This window comes from Sediminibacter sp. Hel_I_10 (genome assembly GCF_000688335.1).
Classification (GTDB): Bacteria; Bacteroidota; Bacteroidia; order Flavobacteriales; family Flavobacteriaceae; genus Psychroserpens.
Genome location: NZ_JHZX01000001.1, coordinates 255,840 through 274,032 on the forward strand (window position 1 = coordinate 255,840; position 18,193 = coordinate 274,032).

15 protein-coding genes are annotated in these 18,193 nt (G+C 38.6%); 8 read left to right on the forward strand and 7 right to left on the reverse strand.

The window, feature by feature from the left end; all coding sequences use genetic code 11:
- Positions 1 to 64: 64 nt before the first annotated feature.
- From P176_RS0101175 to P176_RS0101185, 3 genes are all read left to right on the forward strand, one after another.
- Positions 65 to 3,370, forward strand: coding sequence for a SusC/RagA family TonB-linked outer membrane protein (locus P176_RS0101175; RefSeq protein WP_026752979.1), 3,306 nt, complete (start codon positions 65 to 67; stop codon positions 3,368 to 3,370).
- 11 nt (positions 3,371 to 3,381) lie between these two features.
- Complete coding sequence (locus tag P176_RS0101180; RefSeq protein WP_026752980.1) at positions 3,382 to 4,785, forward strand: RagB/SusD family nutrient uptake outer membrane protein; 1,404 nt, start codon at positions 3,382 to 3,384, stop codon at positions 4,783 to 4,785.
- 126 nt (positions 4,786 to 4,911) lie between these two features.
- Positions 4,912 to 7,089 (forward strand): zinc-dependent metalloprotease, encoded by a 2,178-nt coding sequence (locus P176_RS0101185; RefSeq protein WP_197022126.1) that lies wholly within the window; start codon positions 4,912 to 4,914, stop codon positions 7,087 to 7,089.
- A 41-nt stretch (positions 7,090 to 7,130) separates the two neighbouring features.
- Here the strand turns inward: P176_RS0101185 and P176_RS0101190 are convergent, their stop codons facing one another.
- The 5 genes from P176_RS0101190 to P176_RS0101210 form a co-directional block, all read right to left on the reverse strand.
- On the reverse strand, positions 7,131 to 7,406 hold the full coding sequence (locus tag P176_RS0101190; protein WP_026752982.1) for a DUF6520 family protein: 276 nt from the start codon (positions 7,404 to 7,406) through the stop codon (positions 7,131 to 7,133).
- 108 nt (positions 7,407 to 7,514) lie between these two features.
- Positions 7,515 to 8,591 (reverse strand): hypothetical protein, encoded by a 1,077-nt coding sequence (locus P176_RS0101195; protein ID WP_026752983.1) that lies wholly within the window; start codon positions 8,589 to 8,591, stop codon positions 7,515 to 7,517.
- Entirely contained in the window at positions 8,588 to 9,034 is a 447-nt protein-coding gene (locus P176_RS18780) for a MauE/DoxX family redox-associated membrane protein (RefSeq protein WP_197022127.1), read from the reverse strand. The genes P176_RS0101195 and P176_RS18780 overlap by 4 nt, the downstream gene beginning before the upstream one ends.
- Before the next feature lie 109 nt (positions 9,035 to 9,143).
- Positions 9,144 to 10,106 (reverse strand): AraC family transcriptional regulator, encoded by a 963-nt coding sequence (locus P176_RS19870; RefSeq protein WP_026752984.1) that lies wholly within the window; start codon positions 10,104 to 10,106, stop codon positions 9,144 to 9,146.
- A 48-nt stretch (positions 10,107 to 10,154) separates the two neighbouring features.
- Complete coding sequence (locus P176_RS0101210; protein WP_026752985.1) at positions 10,155 to 10,529, reverse strand: hypothetical protein; 375 nt, start codon at positions 10,527 to 10,529, stop codon at positions 10,155 to 10,157.
- A gap of 199 nt (positions 10,530 to 10,728) precedes the next feature.
- Here P176_RS0101210 and P176_RS0101215 point away from each other — a divergent pair, with 199 nt between their 5' ends.
- The 5 genes from P176_RS0101215 (at position 10,729) to P176_RS0101235 (ending at position 15,951) form a co-directional block, all read left to right on the forward strand.
- The gene (locus P176_RS0101215; RefSeq protein WP_026752986.1) at positions 10,729 to 13,128 is read left to right on the forward strand and encodes an aminotransferase class I/II-fold pyridoxal phosphate-dependent enzyme; all 2,400 of its coding nucleotides are present in this window, start codon (positions 10,729 to 10,731) and stop codon (positions 13,126 to 13,128) included.
- Positions 13,129 to 13,158: 30 nt separating this feature from the next.
- Positions 13,159 to 14,001, forward strand: coding sequence for an RteC domain-containing protein (locus tag P176_RS0101220; protein WP_037348612.1), 843 nt, complete (start codon positions 13,159 to 13,161; stop codon positions 13,999 to 14,001).
- Between the two features lie 263 nt (positions 14,002 to 14,264).
- Positions 14,265 to 14,549 (forward strand): helix-turn-helix domain-containing protein, encoded by a 285-nt coding sequence (locus P176_RS0101225; protein WP_026752988.1) that lies wholly within the window; start codon positions 14,265 to 14,267, stop codon positions 14,547 to 14,549.
- 3 nt (positions 14,550 to 14,552) lie between these two features.
- Entirely contained in the window at positions 14,553 to 15,305 is a 753-nt protein-coding gene (locus P176_RS0101230; protein WP_026752989.1) for a hypothetical protein, read from the forward strand.
- Positions 15,289 to 15,951 carry an ATPase gene (locus P176_RS0101235; RefSeq protein ID WP_026752990.1) on the forward strand — a complete coding sequence of 221 codons (663 nt, stop codon included), beginning with the start codon at positions 15,289 to 15,291 and terminating at the stop codon, positions 15,949 to 15,951. The genes P176_RS0101230 and P176_RS0101235 overlap by 17 nt, the downstream gene beginning before the upstream one ends.
- A gap of 851 nt (positions 15,952 to 16,802) precedes the next feature.
- Here P176_RS0101235 and P176_RS0101240 read toward each other — a convergent pair.
- Both P176_RS0101240 and P176_RS0101245 read right to left on the reverse strand, forming a co-directional pair.
- Positions 16,803 to 17,288: a putative adhesin gene (locus P176_RS0101240; RefSeq protein ID WP_026752991.1), complete on the reverse strand. Its 486-nt coding sequence runs from the start codon at positions 17,286 to 17,288 to the stop codon at positions 16,803 to 16,805.
- Between the two features lie 152 nt (positions 17,289 to 17,440).
- Complete coding sequence (locus tag P176_RS0101245; protein ID WP_026752992.1) at positions 17,441 to 18,172, reverse strand: hypothetical protein; 732 nt, start codon at positions 18,170 to 18,172, stop codon at positions 17,441 to 17,443.
- Positions 18,173 to 18,193 lie beyond the last annotated feature (21 nt).

Sequence of the window (18,193 nt, forward strand, 5' to 3'; positions counted from 1 at the left end):
GACAGTTTACAGCTAAATCCCCTTATACACTAATCGGTTTAAAAACCAACTAATATGCAAATCTATGCAAATTAAACGAACACCCGTGCTTTTCTTTCGATGGAAGGCCCTCTCAACACTCCTTGTAAAAACCTTGTTATTGCTCTGCTGTACCACTGTTTTTAGTTTTTCTTCAAAGACGCTGTATTCTCAAAATGAGAACGTTATTATTGACACTGACAGCGTTATGACCATTTACGAGGTTTTAGAGCTGATAGGCAAACAGACCAAATGCACCTTTATTTATCAGTCTGATATTTTTAAAGATGTGCCTGATGTTACGATCAAAAAAGGAAAAATTAAGGTGAAAGCACTATTGCAGCAATGTCTCCCTAAAGACAGTTTCAATATTAGCATTACCAAGGCTCATTACATCACTATTAGTAAGAAGGAACCTCAGCCCGTTCAACAAGACAAGGCGGCCATCAACGGTATTATTACCGATGAGAACGGCATGCCCATTCCCGGGGTTCTGGTTTCGGTTGAAGGCAGCACTACCGCAACCACCTCAGATTTTGATGGATCTTACACTATAATGGCACCTGAAGATGCCACACTTAAATTTTCATTATTAGGTTATCAAACCCAAACCATCGCCATCAGTGGCCAAACCCAAATGAACGTGATACTGCTTGAGGATGTCACACAGTTGGATGCCGTGACTTTGAATGCGGGATATTACTCGGTGAAAGAGCGCGAAAGTACAGGCAATATTGTGAAGATAGGAGAACACGAGATTGAGCAGCAGCCCATCTCCAATCCCTTAGCAGCACTACAGGGCAGGGTCTCAGGCGTAGAGATTGTACAGACCTCAGGAGTTTCTGGTGCTGGTTTTGATATTAAGATCAGAGGGCAAAACAGTATCCGCACCAATGGTAATGATCCCCTATATGTGATTGATGGCGTCCCCTATGCCTCTTCAAGTCTGGGAGAACAACAGGCCTCAATAAGCATTCCTGGGAGCGGGATTAGTCCCTTAAACAACATCAACCCACTAGACATTGAGCGTATCGAAATTTTAAAAGATGCCGATGCCACGGCCATCTACGGCTCTCGGGGTGCCAATGGCGTGGTGTTGATCACCACAAAAAAAGGGGAATATGGCGCTACCAAAGTACGGTTGAATTTGCAATCAGGTTTAGGGGCCGTTTCCAATTCGCTTGATGTGCTAAGCACCCCACAGTATTTAGCCATGCGACGTGAGGCCTATGCCAATGACGGCATAGACCCAATCCCCTTTAATGCCTATGACATTAATGGCACTTGGGATGCTACAAGAGAAACCGATTGGCAAAAGGTATTGTTTGGTAAAACGGCAACCCTTAGCAATTTTCAAGGTTCTATTTCTGGAGGCAATCAGCAAACCCGGTTTTTAATAAGTGCCAATACCCATAAGCAGACTAGCGTATTTCCCGGAGACTATAGTAATCAGAAGCTCTCTGGTTTGGCCAGTTTAAACCATAGATCTGAAAACGACAAATTATCGCTTCAATTCTCTACCAATTACACCTCTAACCAAAACAACTTGCCCGGTGACGGCCTTATCGTCTTTAACGCCCTCACCCTTGCACCCAATGCTCCTAACTTGTATAACGATGACGGCAGTCTTAATTGGGAAAACTCAACCTGGAGCAATCCGTTAAGTCGTTTTGAAGGCGGTTATAATGCCAATGGCTCGACCTTGATTAGCAACCTCAATTTGAGTTACCAACTGATAGGTCAATTCAAACTGGTCACCAACTTGGGGTATACCGAAGATCACCTTACCGAACTCAACACCACCCCCTCAACCATCTATGATCCTGCCTTTGGGGTAGGCTCTGAATCGTCCTTGGCTGTACATAATACCTCCCAAAGAACCTCATGGATCGTAGAGCCGCAATTGCATTGGAGCAAGGCTTGGGACGTTTTAAACATCGAGGCACTGGCAGGGGCGACATTTCAGGAGCGCAATACCAGTCGTATCTCTCAATTTGCCTTGGGCTTTTCTAACAATAACTTTATTGAAAACCTCTCTGCTGCCTCCACCCTTTTTCCCATTGCTGATATTGATGAACGCTACCGTTATCAAGCTGTATTTGGACGTCTTAATCTTAATTATAAAAGCAGATACATCCTTAATTTTACAGGCAGGCGTGACGGCTCAAGTCGTTTTGGCACCAATAGACGCTTTTCTAATTTTGGTGCTGTTGGTGCCGCATGGATTTTTTCCGAAGAAGCATTGGTAAAAAAGGCTTTACCCTTTATCAGTTTTGGAAAATTTAAAGCCAGTTATGGTACATCAGGCAATGATCAAATTGGCGATTACCAATACTTGGACACCTACTCTTTTGGGTCTTCTCAGTACCAAAATACTGTTGGTCTCTTCCCTACCCGATTATTCAATCCCGATTACAGTTGGGAATCCAATAAAAAATTGGAATTTTCATTAGATCTTGGATTTTTAAAGGATCGCATTGTGGTGGGCACTAATTTTTATCGCAACCGTTCGTCCAATCAACTTGTCGGCATTCCGCTTCCTGCCACTACAGGCTTTAATTCGATTAATGCCAATCTTAATGCTACAGTAGAAAACACGGGTTGGGAATTTTCACTTAACAGCGTCAATATAGATACAGCGCATTTTAAATGGTCTACCTCCATTAATCTTACCCTACCAAAAAACAAATTAGTGGCCTTCCCTAACCTAGAGGGCTCTACCTATGCCAATCAATTGGTTATTGGAGCGCCCATAAATATTAGAAAAGTGTATCAACTTAAAGGGGTCAATCCTGAAACGGGGATCTATGAGTTTGAAGATTTTGATGGGGACGGCGTCATATCCAGCCCTAACGATAGACAGGCGGTGCGAGATCTGAATCCAAAATACTTTGGGGGTGTCAGTAATAACATCACTTATAAAAATTTAAGTCTTGATATTTTATTTCAATTCACCAAACAATTGGGCGCCAATTTCTGGTCCAGTGGTGGGGTGCTTCCTGGGGGTATGGCCAACCAACCCATAGAGGTATTGGATAGATGGCAAACCGCAGGTGATCAAAGCGCTACTCAAGGCTTTTCATCAGGGTTCGATCCAGAAGCTTTACAGGCCTTTAGAACTTACACCCAAAGTGATGCTGCCATTACAGATGCTTCTTATTTAAGGCTTAAAACCGTTTCGCTGTCTTACCAAATCCCACAACTCAGTAAAAATTTTGGTTGCGAACTATTCTTAAGAGGTCAAAACCTATGGACCATTACCAACTACATTGGCTTAGATCCAGAAACAAGAAACAATCAAACGGTGCCTCCATTGCGAGTGATATCCGTAGGCACCAATCTCACTTTTTAAAATGTATTACTATGAAAATCATATCTAAAACAACAGCTTCCAAAAGCTTAATATGGATCTCCTTAACCATTGTGATCTCATTTATAACATGGTCTTGCGAAGACTTCGTGGAAGTAGACCCGCCCAACAACCAATTAATTGGCGCCGAAGTATTTGAAGATGCCAATACCATCGATGCGGCTTTTGCCCATATTTATAGCCAATTAAGAGACAATGCCCTTACCGATGGTTCTATTTCAGGAACTTCTTATTTACTGGGCCATTATGCTGATGAATTGGAGCTCTATAGTTTGTCATTTACAAATGCCGAAGCGTTTTCAAACCATACCGTTCTATCCACTGACAGTGCCGTAAAAAATTGGTGGGACACCAGTTATAATTTGATCTATGCCATTAATAGCATCAATGAAGGTGTTGCCAATTCTACGAGCATTTCAGAAGAAGATCGGTCCCGTTTTTTGGGAGAGTGCTATTTTTTAAGAGGTTACATCCATTTCTATTTAGTGAATCTCTTCGGGGAAATTCCTTATATCAATTCCACCGATTACCGCGTTAATCAATCGGTTTCTAGACAAAGCGAGGCCATCGTCTACCAGCATATTATTGATGATTTTTCAAGCGCCAAGGCTTTGTTTGACAATATCCCAGATGGTAGCGAGAATTTTCGGGCCAATTTTTGGTCGGCTTCTGCCATGCTTGCAAGAGCGTATCTGTATAATCAAAATTGGGAGTTGGCACGTGATGAAGCCGAAGCCGTTATTTTAAGTGGAAACTATGCCTTAGAATTAGATTTAAATGCGGTGTTCTTAAAAAATAGCACCGAAACCTTATTGCAGCTCGATGCAGGCATGCCCGGAGATAACACAGCCGAAGGAAGAACGTTTATCTTTGTTACTGCACCACCTCCAAATTCTGCTATTAGCAGCTATCTTAAAAATGATTTTGAACCTAATGACGCTCGGTTTTCAAATTGGCTAGGTTCTATTTCTGAGGGCTCAGACATTTATTATTTTCCTTTTAAATACAAGCTTAATCTCCCTACAGGAAACACACAGGAGTGTTCTATTCTCTTAAGATTGGCAGAACTCTATTTGATAACCGCTGAAGCCAACGCTCAGCTCAACAACATCCCTGAGGCTATGAATTATTTAAACGCAATAAGGGAGAGGGCAGCTTTAGCACCAATAAATTCTGATAGCCAAACTGCCGTTTTAGAAGCCATTTTAAAAGAAAGACGTGTAGAACTCTTTAGTGAGTTGGGACACCGCTTTTTTGATTTGAAGCGCACTGGAAAAGCTTCTGAAGTACTATCACCTATTAAACCCAATTGGGATGACACCCATTTATATTTTCCGTTGCCTGAATCTGAGCTTATTCTCAACACTAATTTACAGCCCCAAAACAGTGGCTATTAAAATATATGCATCATGTATAATTTTTATACGTACTCCCTAATGTTATTAAGACTCAAATCTAGACTTTTTTTTAATTTGATTATTTTGTTAGTCTCCTGCCTCTCTTGGGGGCAGGCTAACAAAAATATGCAGGCTTATTTAGAAGATGACAGACTTCTCTTAAACATCAGCCCAGATAACCTTAATGTGCCCATGCTTTTTGTACGGCATGACGTAGGATATCATCAGGTCATTTGGACAACACACGAGGATCATTTAATCCTGACGATTCCTCAAATAGAATCCTCTTCAGGGGTCACCATACCCTTGCACCACAATTACCGTCACAAAGCTAGCATCATTGGTAGATTCCCCATAATTGATTCTCAAAACAATACAGATCATTTTAAAATTGACATCACAGATTTTATCTTAAACACTAATTTACAATGGCCTACTGGTTCACCTCCATCCGTCATTGCCAATTTATCTTATGTTGATGGGGTACAGCATTTAAATAATGAGACCATTATCATCACCCAAATGACTTCAATGCTAGACCATAAACCCATTACAAATGAGGTGAGTTTCAGTTTTTATCTGTTACCCGAGCCGATGGAACCGCGTCTATTTGATCATAGGATGGGATTTTCAAGTGAAGACCCCTACGATATCATGAATAGTATCGCCCGAACACCTAAAGCCAATATTTCAAGATGGCGATTGGAGAAGACCCATAAAGAAAAGGAGATGAGCACACCAAAACAGCCCATTGTCTTTTATTTTGACTCCATTACACCTCATAAATGGAAACCCTATATAAAGGCTGGTATTATGGAATGGCTTCCCGCGTTTGAGGCTGCAGGATTTAAAAACGCTATAGTGGTAAAGGACGCTCCAGTTGATGATCCTAATTGGAATCCAAATAGTATGAACTACTCTATGATACGTTGGAAAAATTACTCTGGAATAAGAGGTAGTGCGGCTAAAAGTGGTTCCACCGTCACGAAAATAGTCGATTTTAGATCTGGAGAGATTTTAAAGTCTGATATTATATTTGCCAGTTCCTTTCAAAGTCTTTCAGATGAGTATTTGGTGAGATGCGCCCCTCTAGATTCACGGGCGCAGCAATATCCCTTTCCCGATGATCTCATGGGAGAACTGATTCAATTTATAATTGCACATGAGGCTGGTCATGCCTTTGGGATAAAGGATGCTCATTATGGTGAGTATGCCTACCCCTTTAAAAAAATGCGAGATATAGAATGGTTAGATCAAATGGGACATACACCAAGCATTATGAGCTATGCTAGACATAATTATATAGTGCAACCTGAAGACCACATTCCGCCAGATTTGCTCATCCAAAAAGCAGGCCCTGCAGATCGTTACCAGATTCAATGGGGCTATCAAACCTATGACCATATCCCCATGACTGAAGTTCCATCAAAATTAGAACAATTAGTACGCTTACAGGAAGAGGTACCTTGGTACGCTTATCATAATGCTGAGTTTGGCACAATTGGTCCAGCAAGTACTGACGAGGTGGTAGACAATGACAATCCCATAGAGAGTACTGCACTGGGTTTGAAAAACATAAAAAGAGTTATTGAACTTTTACCAAAAATCAATTACAAACAAAAAGACAATAGCAATTTAAAAAGGCTTTATAAAAAGACTCTAGAATTATGGCATTTTGAGATGGAACATGTGTTGTCTTTAATTGGCGGCTATACCATCCACTATAAATCTGGATCGCAAAAAGGTGCAGTCTATGCGCCTGTGCCTGCCCATCTTCAACTTGAGGCGATGGACTTTTTAATTGCCAATGCCTTTGAAGTTCCCGATTGGTTGTCACATCCAGAGTTCACTGCCAGATTTCAATATTCAACAGACACGGATATATTAATGGATTACCAATTGATGGTATTAGCTGAGTTAGTTAGTCCCTACAGAATGAAAAGACTTGAAAACATGGAAGATAAAAGTGAGTATAAAGACCTTAACACATTATTGATGTCAAGATTGACAAAAGGGATTTTTAATAAAATGCTTGGAGAGAAAGCGCCTTTAAATAGACATCGACAAGAACTTCAAATTGGCTATTTAAATTTAATTATAGATGCTGTTGAACAAGACAGAACCTATTCTCAAATAAGAGTTGGAGAAAATAATGGATTTTATACAGCCCAATCCAAACGGATTTTAAATTCTGAATTATATTCCCTCAAGCAAGCATTATCCCAGAAATTAGATGAGGCAAAGACTAGAGAATTAAAATATTATCTTGAATTATGTTTAGATCAAATTGTCCCTAAAACATAAAGGCTGTTATAAAACAGCCTTTACTTTTTAAACATCTAATTTTAGTTTCTTTTTAAAGGACTAAAACACGATGTGCCGTTTAGAAATTGGTACACTTGTTTTCCTTCAACAGTACAAATTTCACTTCCAGTAACAGAACAGTTAAGATTCTGCCGCTTCTCACATGGCTGTCCTGGGATGTCATTCGCCGTATACCCTGTGATCATGACAGCATCGCTATCTGCACTTACTTTGTCGCTTGCCGTGAAAGCACTTGTAGTCATAGCAAAAGCGATTGCCAATACTGGAATCAAGGCTTTAATTTTTTGAATTTTCATAATAATAAAATTTAAATTAATAATACGATCTACTCTATTGCTCGGGTTTTCAATCTTACCCCCGCTACTGGCCAGTAGAAATTTTTAGTTGATATTCACTTGAAATTTTCATTCCAAGGATGCCCTTTTGAATTGATTTTGATCCATTTCATAAACTGATAATGTATTTCCAATAAGCCCTACAACGTAATTATCAATGACGGTGAAGTTTTTTAGACGGTCTCTGTTGATATTATAGATGTAGAAACTGAATTCATAGGTTGCTTTCTTCCAATTGTACACATCAATAATAGCAGCTTCTTTGAGCATATGCGCTTCTTCATACTTCCCTATTCTAGTAGAGTTTATAAAGATTAAGTCTTGATTAATTGCAGCCATCTTATTGACTGTTAGCGTTGGTGCAGCAATTTGCTTTGAGTTATTACCCAATATCGCTACATCCAATTGAGCATTTTGAACGGTATCTATCGTACGTTGCCGGTGGACTATTGCTAATTGGGAGTCCATAATTATGAATTGATTGCGATAGAAATAGACATAGCTCAGCGTTTTACCATTTGGAGTTGCCGTCATGATACCATCCACATCAAAAACCCCATCAATTTGTTTTTCAAGAATGCTATCACGGAGCGTTACCCTCATCTCCCCTGTATTCTTTTGGAAAATTCTCCCTAGAGTTGTTGTTTGAGATTTACTATCTATGGTACTGATCACCATCGTATTACTATCCAATGGAATGGACTTATCAAAGTAAGCGAGGTCTTCCGTCCAAAGCTTCGCTTTCCAATCTTCCATGAGTCCACGAAATATACAGGGCGTTGTCCCGTCTGAAACAAAAAAGTAAGGGTACTGCAATTGCACTTGAAGATTGTGAAACCTCAAATGCTTAGGCTCCAAAGTTATGCTAATATGCTGTGTATCTTTAGTTTTGAGATTGACCTCTAAAAGATGTAAGGGCGCTGTACTGTTTCCCAAATACAGCTTGTGATGATGACGCCCCGATATGTAATAGGAATTATATGTAATGGGGAGATCATAAACCTTGTTGACTGGATGGTGGGGATATCTCCTTACGAATGCATTATTGCGATGTATCTCTTTCTCAGAAAGCAGAAATAAGATAACAACGATACCTGTACTAACAAGCGCCAGAACCAACAACGTAAGGCTATTTTTTGATGTCATAACGTTTCAGATTTTACCTGGTTTTGCGCGTTATAAGCGTATATCCCTAATATTGCTATAACAATGAAGGCCGAATTAAAAATAATATGATCTGTCCAGCTTAAATTTTCCAAGACACCACCGCAAGAACAGGGAATAAAATCACTGAAATTCAGAATCAGAATGATGTAAACCGTAAACATGGTCATTAGAGAAAAACTAGCATAAAATGCCAAAGGAACATATTTAGGCACCAAGAAAAGGCTGGCAATTATCAATTCCGTCAACGGAATACTCCAAGATACAACATCAGCAAATGCCGTAAATATTGGGGACTGACCTAGCTGTACTTGAAAGGTATGAAAGTCAAAAAACTTACTCATCGCCGCATACACAAATAACACTATGAATAGGTTTTTTGATATAGACAGTATATAAGACGGTAAAGATTTGGACAATTTCATATCATTTGTTTTGATATGATAAAGTTCGGTACTTATAATGTATTTAGAACCTTAAACTATTGACCAATAAGGATTAAATGGAGCTTAATCCTATGAAGCATACGATTTCCTATTCATCGGATAATGCATTTTTGCGCAATTGGCTGGGAGAATAGCCATATCGTTTTTTAAAGGCTCTAGAGAAATGCGGCATGCTCTTAAAACCATTCATCAACGCAATGGATTTTATGGGCAAGTCTGTGTACTGAATCATCATTTGCGACTTACGCATGCGCTCTTGCATTAAAAAACGATGTACACTAGTACCATATAGTTCCTTGAATCCGTATTTCAATTTAAACTCATTGGTTCCCAATTGATGCGCAAACTCTCTCAGTGGCGGAAAATCCTTATCAAGGTTATTGACCATAATGTCGTGACCTTCCCGAATCTTACGAATATCCTCAAAGCTCAATCGGATTTTTGTTTTTGGAGAGGTTACCTCTGAGTCTGAATCTTCTGCCGTTATCACTTTCAACTTTAGGGTATCATCCAATTCTTTCTGGGAGTTTGAATGATGGATTACCGTGATCAATACTTTTCCTTTTCCGTTTTTTCCTTGATGAAATTTAGAAATATAAGCTGTCTTTGGAATGATCAGGTCGTGGCTTGATTTAAATTTTAAATCCAAGGAAAAATCCTGAAGCTGCTTTTTACCTTTCTTACGCATAGCCGATATCCAATCTGAAGCGGAGTCACTAGAGAGAAATGAATGAAACGGTTTCCCGATCGTGTCGTCATATAATCTTGACAAAATGGTGCAGGTTTGCTGATTACACATTTCTACAAGTCCATTATGATCCAGCAAAAAACTCATTTGGACCAGATCAACCACCACTCCGTTCGTATTGGCATAGCCCTGATGTATCATTGCTTCTTGAATTTCCTCGGCCAACATATTCAATGTAACGATCAGCGCCTCCAAATTATCATTACGTTCAGAACGTTCAATACGGAAATGAAAATTGCCCGATGCCATTTCCAACAACATCGTATTGATAATTTTCATTCTACGGGCCACATCCACTTCCATTACATAAATTTATTTTTTTTCAAATGACTAACGTTTATAGATATGATCTTATTTATAAGTATCCAAAAACAACAAGGCTTTCTTAATATTTGTAAATGATTCTGTTGGAATTGGAGGCCTACTGGTTTTTAGATAAAATTCCGATAACATTTTAGATACAGGGGATTCCGCAATAAACGCTACCGCCTTTACCAACGTTGAGCCCTCAATCGAGAGGTAATCTCGAGCAGCTTTATTAATGGATTTTATTCGCCTGATGTCACATAACACAGGCATCAACCTTCCCTGTTGTATGTTAAGACGGTCTTTAACGATTTGAACAGCTGCAGGCAGATCAAGAATGACATCATCGGCATAGGTGATGTGCAATACCCCTTCCAAAACGTCATAGGTAGCATACTCATTATGTTCAGTTTTTTGCATATGAATTGAAAACTGGTTATAAGATTAAAATTACTAAATAATCAATATAAAAATTACCTCTAACAGCTTTAAGCTTTGTAAATATGGATTAATACTTGTCCGCTAAGGATTAAGACTTGACTAAAAAGGATTATGGTTTATCAAATGAACTCATTATCATTCAAAACCCATTAAATTATATCACCAAAATTTTTAAGACATGGCAAAGATCAAACCCAACAACTTTTTAGACTCTGTAAATGATATATTTACCGATGCAATTAATCAAGGCGTATTGCATTTATATGCCGATGGCGATAGCTTTTCTGGAAGAAAAATAGGCATTAACAAAAGAAGCTTATTCCATTTTGGAACCACTGGATATTTAGGCCTAGAACAAGACCCCAGGCTAAAGAAAGCGGCGATACATGCCATAGAGCATTATGGCACTCAATTTCCCCTGTCAAAGTCTTATATATCCAATCCCTTGTATCAAAAACTAGAAGAACGCGTATCAGCCATCTTTAACCATCCAGTGGTCATTACCAAAAATAGTACCCTTGGTCATATTGGCGTTATCCCAAGCGCGGTGAAGGATCAGGATGCCATCATTTTGGACCACCAAGTACATTGGAGCGTGCAGAGCGCCGCAAAGATGTTAAAGTCCAGGAGCGTGCCCATTGATATGATCAGGCATAACGATTTGAACATGCTTGAGGATAAAATCAAATCTTACTCCAACAGTAGAAAAAGAATCTGGTACATGGCAGATGGGATCTATTCCATGTATGGTGATTATGCTCCCATTAAAGCATTAAAAACACTTAGCTTAAAATACCCCCAACTGCACCTGTATTTTGATGACGTACACGGGATGAGTTGGATTGGAAAAAATGACGCTGGGTATGTAATGAGTGAGCTCGAAGAGCTATCTGAAAACATGCTTTTGTTTGGAACCTTGAGCAAGACATTTGGGGCGAGTGGTTCTGTGCTGGTCTGCTCCAATAAAAAAATGTATCGTGAGATCAAGACCTTTGGTGGCCCACTCACCTTTTCCGCACAATTAGAGCCCGCTTCTGTAGCTGCCGCAACTGCCTCTGCTGAAATTCATTTGACACCAGAGATCTATCAATTACAAGAGGACTTGAAAAAGCGGATCCAGTATTTCAAAACGGTCATTAACCAAACCGACCTTCCATTAATTGATCATAACGACTCCCCAGTGTTCTTTATAGGTACTGGTATGCCCCAAACAGGCTATAGTTTTGTCAATCGGTTGATGAAAGAGGGCTATTATACCAACCTCGGACTATTTCCTGCAGTGCCCGTTAAAAATACAGGCGTTAGAATTACCATTTCTAGACATAATCAGCTTGAAGACATCAAGGGATTGGTTGAAGCGATGGCATACCATTTACCTAAAGCACTAGAGGAGACCAATTCCGACCTATCCCGAGTGCGTCATGCCTTTAGGATGGGCAACGCAAAACCTAAAGAAACGACAGCCTCAGACGCACTTTCCATTCAGATTGAAAACTCCATCGAAAATATTGATCAGGATTTGTGGAACACGACCATTGGTGGGCAAGGACTTCATGATTGGGAAGGTCTACGGTTTTTAGAACAAACATTCCGCAATAACCCGCTAAAAGAACATAACTGGCGTTTTTGGTACATTGTAATTACCGATAAGAAGGATCACCCGGTTTTAGCGACATTCTTATCTGCAAGTCTTTGGAAAGATGATATGTTAGCCAATGTCACAGCTTCTAAGGCTGTTGAAGCAGAGCGCGTCAACGACCCTTATTATATGACCAGCATGGTGTTAAGTACGGGATGCCTGTTTACAGAAGGACAGCATTTATATATCGATGCACAGCATGATTTCCATAAAGAAGCACTGCACATTCTTCTAAAAAACCTGGAACATATTGAGAGTAACATCAAAACAGAAATGTCGGTTCTTCGTGATTTCCCCAAGGATCACTTTCTGGAAGCCTTTTTTCACGGTCAGGGCTTTGTAAAAATACGAATGCCAGAGGCCTGCATGGTCGAATTAAAACCTAATGAGAGTCTTGAAGACTACTGTAATCAACTTTCCTCGAGAAATAGAAGACATTTACGAAAGGATATCTTGGCCCATACCGATTTGATACAAGTTGACATCGTAGACCATTTATCAGTCAATGCATTGCAACGGGTGCATGAACTTTATGATCACGTTAGAAACAATAATTTAGGATTAAACACTTTTCCCTATCCCATACAACTGTTTAAAAACATGTCTGAACACAAGGACTGGGAATTCATCCTGATAAAGTCCCCAAAAGATGACAAGATCATAGGCGTTATGTTTTGTTACAGAAACGTGAATCAAACCTACATTCCGTCTTTAGTTGGACTGGATTACGAGTACTTAGAAATTTATGGTACCTATCGACAATTATTATATCAAACCATTAAACGAGCTAAAGCATTAGAGTGCAAGCAAATCAATTTTGGAATCACGGCATCCTTTGAAAAAAAGAAGCTAGGAGCAACCGTTGAAGAGAAGTTTGCCTTTATTCAAACCTCAGACAATTTTGCCTTGGAATTGCTGGGAATTCTAGAGGGACAGTAAATATGACTAGAATACACCGCCCCAACAGGTATGAAGTACCAAAAATTAATATCGCGATTTGAAAGCAACTTAGACGTTATAGAGTCTAGGAATGATGATATTTTAAAAAAAGCTGAAAATGGCATTTCAAAAACAGAAGTCTTCATCAAGAAGCTAAGAAAAAAGGTGATTAGACAAGGATTCAACTCCAGACTTGAGGAAATCCGGTTTTTTAAGCATACGAAGCCCCAGCTCCTTTGCAGACTGATCTATTACATTAAAATTTTCAATATTGAAAGTAGAAGGCCTCGCAATACAGCTAAGCACCAGATCAAATACTTTAACACCCATATTACCAGACTTCAAATGTATTTTAATGATAATCTGGAGTTTTACCATTATTATCGACGGGGATCTACTCTTTTAGACGATGTGTATTTTACACGTGGGCAATCTAACTTGCGCCTACCTATAGCGTCTATTAATGCCTTTGTTGACGATCAATTCTCTACCTGCCAAGACACCTCTGTAGCCACAATAATGGCCCACGATATGGTCATTAGCTATTTGCAAAAGGAAATCAAAAAATTGAAGATCAAAAAAAAAGCAGACCAAGACTACCCATTGAAAGCCATTTCTTCTAACCTAAAATGGACCTCAAGTAAAACAGATTTAATTGAATTGATCTATGCGCTTCATAGCGCTGGTGTTTTTAATAATAGTGTTGTGGAGCTAAAGAAAATAGCATCCCTTTTTGAACAGGTCTTTCATATCAAACTCGGTAATTTCTATCATACCTTCGTTGAAATTAGGGCCCGAAAATCAAATCCAACTAAATTTCTGGACGAGCTCAAACAACAACTTCAAAATCGACTTGAGGACTCTGATGTCTAAGCCCACCTCTGGATGCTATTGGGAATCCGTTTATTTGTGTTTTATCGACCAAAAACAGCTTCAATTCCTGAATAAATTCAGCGTATTACCATCATTCTTAAGTCCGTTCCAAAATTCAAAAAATTCCCCCACCTCTAGAGGCACTATTGAAGCTTTACCACCAAATCGCAGCAATTTTGTAGAACGAAAGTCAAATCATGTCAGGGGCTATCAAAATAGTTGACAGCTACAAGATGGTCCCTTACTATTAAAACCATTTTATTATGCCAACAAGTATTATTACTACAGACGATCTTCGGGAATTCAAAATGGAATTACTCGATGACATTAAGAAACTTTTAGCCCAACAAGCAAGCGGAACGATTAAAAAATACCTGAAATCTTCAGAGGTCATGGATATGCTTCAAGTAAGTCCCGGCACCTTACAAAACCTTCGGATCAATGGTACATTGCCTTACACCAAAGTGGGTGGCATTATTTACTATGACACCCAAGAAATTCAAAATGTGATGGAAGCCAATCGTGTACAGCACGTCCAAAACCCCTAATCCATGAATTATATAAAGCTACTTAATGCGGCTTTTGAAAAGTTCTATTTTGATGACCGTTTGAATCCCACACATATCAGTTTGTATATGGCACTATTCCAAGAATGGAACAGCAGCCGCTTTGCAGATGAATTTAATGTAAATCGAAGGGATTTGATGTTGGCCTCAAAAATTGGTTCGAAATCTAACTACCATAGATGTGTGACCGATCTTCATTCTTGGGGCTATCTTTCCTATTTTCCATCCAATAGCCCTTATAAAGGAAGTAAGATCAAAATGGCTGTACTTTTTACAACAGCTGAGCCCGATACGGGACAGTACAGTCCCACATTAGAACAGCTAGCGGAACGGTACCGTCCCAAAAATGACCCAGTAAAGGGACAGTACCGTCCCATATTAGAACAAGTCGAGGGACAGTACCATCCCACCACAGGACTTACTTTGGGATCTACTATAAACAATCACAAACAAGTAAACTCTATAAAAAAGCCAAAGGGCTGGCAGGCTGTTTTTATTTTTTTTGAAGAAAAAGGTTTTAATGCCGATGAAGCCAAAAAATTCTTTGAGCATTACCAAACTCGTAACTGGCAGACAAGCGATGGAAAAGAGATTCGAGATTGGCGCTCAGTTGCCATAAACTGGATGGACAGAACGGAACTTTTTAATGAGGAAAATAAATCAAATAAAAAACAAGCGTCCCAAATCAAGGACAACTTGCGAACCACTAAAAACAAAGACTATGGACAACCCCTCTAAAATCACCGAAGGTGGTGTGGCGTATTCGCTTGGAGAATTTGATGGCAAAAACGTTCTCTATGATTTTTCGAAAATCTTGATCTATCTAAATGCCAAGGGGAAGTTACTCTTCGGAAAAAAATTCAGGATTCACGATGAAGACAGAGAGATTCTATTAATGCTGTGTTCCTATTTCATCAAGGACAGAGATACCTGTAAATCCTATGGAATTGATATTGACAAAGGCATTTTACTTTCTGGTCCTGTAGGCTGTGGCAAAACCAGTATGATGAAATTGCTTCGCCACATCGTACCGCTTCAAAGGCCATACGAGATCATACCGTGTCGAAATGTAACCTTCAGTTTTAATCATCTGGGATTTAAAACTGTTGAAGCATATGGCAATACCAAATTCTACTGTTTTGACGATTTGGGCGTAGAGCCTGCCGGCAGATTTTACGGAAAGGATTTAAACGTGATGGGCGAAGTACTTTTATCAAGATACGAGTTGTACCAACAAACAAAGCACAAAATTAAAACACACGTCACAACAAACTTAATTGCTGAAGAATTAGAGGAACGCTATGGCAATCGTGTCCGTAGTCGAATGCGGGAGCTGTTTAATTTGATTGCTTTTGATAAGGGGGCTGGGGATAAGCGGAAGTAGCATGGATTCAGACTTATTTCAATTTATGAAAAGTTCCAATTCATAGATTTCATTTCCTGAAGAATGCAACCATCAAATCTTCCCCAAATGCATAATAATTAAGATAAGTTATAAAGGATCCGCTAGCCCTTTTTAATCTCCGTCGCAAAGATTTCTAATAATGAGTTTTATACCTGTCATATATAGTATTTCAGCAAACAAGAAAATACGCCATTGTAAACTATAATTTATATTTATGTGAAATAGCCTCCAAATTTTCGTTTGTTTTATAAAATCGAATTACCGTGGTAATTTATTTTATACACGATTATCAGCGCTTTCCAACAACAGAATAAAAGCGAACATTTTACTCCTATTTAAAATGGCATTAGAAATAAAATGTGCACAATAAAAATTTTTAACAGATTCTCACTGATTGCCAAAAGACTATAAATTTTAAGAAAAATTCAATGTACCTAGTAATTACAGAACTCTAATTTTTCACTTTTGTGTGTTTCATTTTCTTTTGTCTTGAAATAAAAGAAACAAAAGTTCAATACCTCGTAAATTTTAGAAATAATTAACGGCTAATCCTCTATATCAGAAAATATTGTAGCTCGTTAAGATTACTTTGAAATACTTTCTATAATCAAAACTCTGAAGAAATCAAATTACTAACCCTCATAAAATATGGACGCTCATTTCCCTATTGTGTTGCCAAAACTTTAAGAAACCAAGGAAAACATCATGATTCTTCTTAAGATTTAGGTATGACTAAAAAGTAATCATCGACCACCCTTCTTTTAATAAGTGTTTATAAAAACTAGATATTTAAATTAAACCATAAACTAAATAAAGTTTACTGAACATATTTACATCAAGCTCGCACTATTACCACTTATCTGAGCTGCACATGCCGACCAATACAATTTTAATTTTTCACCGTTGGGCAGTTGCCTCAGATCTTCTTTAATTTTTGGATCATCCTTAATTAATTGAGACAAAAATGTCGGTCTATTTACGGTTACAACATTCTTTTTTCTTCCAATAGTAGTTCGTCCCCATTCCGATAGACTTCCTAAATCATAGAGCTTCAAATCAGGCGCATTACTTCCACCTTGGTATACTGCCATAGGAGTATCTATAATAGTATTATCTCCATCTCTATGATGCAACTCTAACTTATTTATTAGCCTTTGTTCAATTAACGCTTCCGCTACATCCGTTTTCAATGTATAGCCGACAGGTGGCAAAATATAAAGGTCAATGTTTTTTGGAAGTTCTGTGTTTTGCAGACCTCCTGAATAGCTACCGTGTCCCAAAAGGACAATATCTTTATCTGTAACTCTTACACTCATAATTTTTAGATTATTTTTTAAAATTCAATTGTATTTGAGTAATTAATTAAAAATATATTTGAGCGTAGAAAAATAAAGCAACACTGGATTGAGTTCGCAATAGAAAAACCATCCAGTGTTTAAGACTATTTAAAATACACTCATAGACTTGACTAACCTCCTAATGGTGCATTATGAATACTTTTTTTAATGTCCGGTGATAATTGCTTCATGATTTCCGGACCAAACTTTTTCCAGTCGTCGTTAGAGTACTGAAATGTTAACCCAACAGTAAATATATCAACATCTTCATTAACTGATTCAATAAATAGAGCTCTCCAATCATCAACAGATTCTGTTACGGAGTAAAATATAGCCGTAAACTCTACGGCATCACCTCCGTCAACTGGAATTGCTGGACCAAATTTAACACCTGTGTTTGTTTTCGTTTTCTTAACATGTGACCACCAGAAATTCATGAAATTAGTAACATCAACGCTTGGATTGCCCAACAGATCGTTCATGGTTTCATAAGTTGCTAAAGCCTCTACACCGAAATAAATTTTAATTGCCGCATCTAGTAATTCTCCAATTTTTACAGAACCTTTACTAGAATGTTTAGATGATGAAGCATTTTGGTCACTTTTTATAGTAACAAACTTGGTATAGTTTACTACACCATTAACCCATGCATCAAACCACCCTTGAGATTTCATTTCAGCTTCCCAATTTGATGGATCTCCCCATGTTTCTGGATCTTGCTTTACAATACCTTCTGCCACATCTTGCACCCAAGCAATTAAATGTCCGTGCGCATCTACTTGATCTTTTGTCAAATTTGGCGACCCAATAGCTAAAGAGCCATTACCTGTAATACCGTAAACTTTTGGTTTTAATTTTTCCATTTTATAATTGTTTAATTGTTA

What these genes read in the sequence shown, in the direction of transcription:
- P176_RS18780 (WP_197022127.1), bottom strand. Translation starts at nt 9,034, where the DNA reads ATGAAATTGTCCAAATCTTTACCGTCTTATATACTGTCTATATCAAAA.
- P176_RS0101195 (WP_026752983.1), bottom strand. Translation starts at nt 8,591, where the DNA reads ATGACATCAAAAAATAGCCTTACGTTGTTGGTTCTGGCGCTTGTTAGT.
- P176_RS0101230 (WP_026752989.1), top strand. Translation starts at nt 14,553, where the DNA reads ATGAATTATATAAAGCTACTTAATGCGGCTTTTGAAAAGTTCTATTTT.
- P176_RS0101185 (WP_197022126.1), top strand. Translation starts at nt 4,912, where the DNA reads ATGCAGGCTTATTTAGAAGATGACAGACTTCTCTTAAACATCAGCCCA.
- P176_RS0101220 (WP_037348612.1), top strand. Translation starts at nt 13,159, where the DNA reads ATGAAGTACCAAAAATTAATATCGCGATTTGAAAGCAACTTAGACGTT.
- P176_RS0101190 (WP_026752982.1), bottom strand. Translation starts at nt 7,406, where the DNA reads ATGAAAATTCAAAAAATTAAAGCCTTGATTCCAGTATTGGCAATCGCT.
- P176_RS0101180 (WP_026752980.1), top strand. Translation starts at nt 3,382, where the DNA reads ATGAAAATCATATCTAAAACAACAGCTTCCAAAAGCTTAATATGGATC.
- P176_RS0101235 (WP_026752990.1), top strand. Translation starts at nt 15,289, where the DNA reads ATGGACAACCCCTCTAAAATCACCGAAGGTGGTGTGGCGTATTCGCTT.
- P176_RS0101225 (WP_026752988.1), top strand. Translation starts at nt 14,265, where the DNA reads ATGCCAACAAGTATTATTACTACAGACGATCTTCGGGAATTCAAAATG.
- P176_RS0101210 (WP_026752985.1), bottom strand. Translation starts at nt 10,529, where the DNA reads ATGCAAAAAACTGAACATAATGAGTATGCTACCTATGACGTTTTGGAA.
- P176_RS0101245 (WP_026752992.1), bottom strand. Translation starts at nt 18,172, where the DNA reads ATGGAAAAATTAAAACCAAAAGTTTACGGTATTACAGGTAATGGCTCT.
- P176_RS0101240 (WP_026752991.1), bottom strand. Translation starts at nt 17,288, where the DNA reads ATGAGTGTAAGAGTTACAGATAAAGATATTGTCCTTTTGGGACACGGT.
- P176_RS19870 (WP_026752984.1), bottom strand. Translation starts at nt 10,106, where the DNA reads ATGGAAGTGGATGTGGCCCGTAGAATGAAAATTATCAATACGATGTTG.
- P176_RS0101215 (WP_026752986.1), top strand. Translation starts at nt 10,729, where the DNA reads ATGGCAAAGATCAAACCCAACAACTTTTTAGACTCTGTAAATGATATA.
- P176_RS0101175 (WP_026752979.1), top strand. Translation starts at nt 65, where the DNA reads ATGCAAATTAAACGAACACCCGTGCTTTTCTTTCGATGGAAGGCCCTC.